Genomic DNA, 332 nt, shown 5'->3' with positions numbered 1-332 from the left:
AGCTAGATCCGCTGAACCACCTAATAACTCTGGTAATAATGGCTGCAAAGTATTGATCGCATTTTGACTGGCTTTACGGCTGGCAACATCACCGCCCTGCTCTTGAGTTTGTCGGATATAATCCTGCGCTTGCTTATCAAAATCCGCTGGCAATTCACCATTTAAGCGGCGTAGTAACTCAGCAGCTAGTTCTGGATAGGCCTTTTTATACGCTTCAAAGTCCGCATCCCAGTTCTTTTGTTGCACATCGCCTTTGGCTTTAGCATCCCACGCTTCATAGATTTCATCATCTAACTCAAACGGCGCATGCTTCCAAGACAATGCATCACGGG

The 332-nt window shown here is 46.4% G+C and carries 1 protein-coding gene; it reads right to left on the bottom strand.

From position 1 onward, the window contains the following. Positions 1 to 332: thiamine pyrophosphate-binding protein (locus AAEZ03_RS26480; RefSeq protein WP_502947959.1), on the bottom strand; the 332-nt coding region annotated here is incomplete at both ends.

This window comes from Pseudomonas sp. HY2-MNA-CIBAN-0224 (genome assembly GCF_040310285.1).
Lineage (GTDB): Bacteria > Pseudomonadota > Gammaproteobacteria > Pseudomonadales > Pseudomonadaceae > Aquipseudomonas > Aquipseudomonas helleri.
This window is presented reverse-complemented; position numbering and strand designations above follow the sequence as displayed.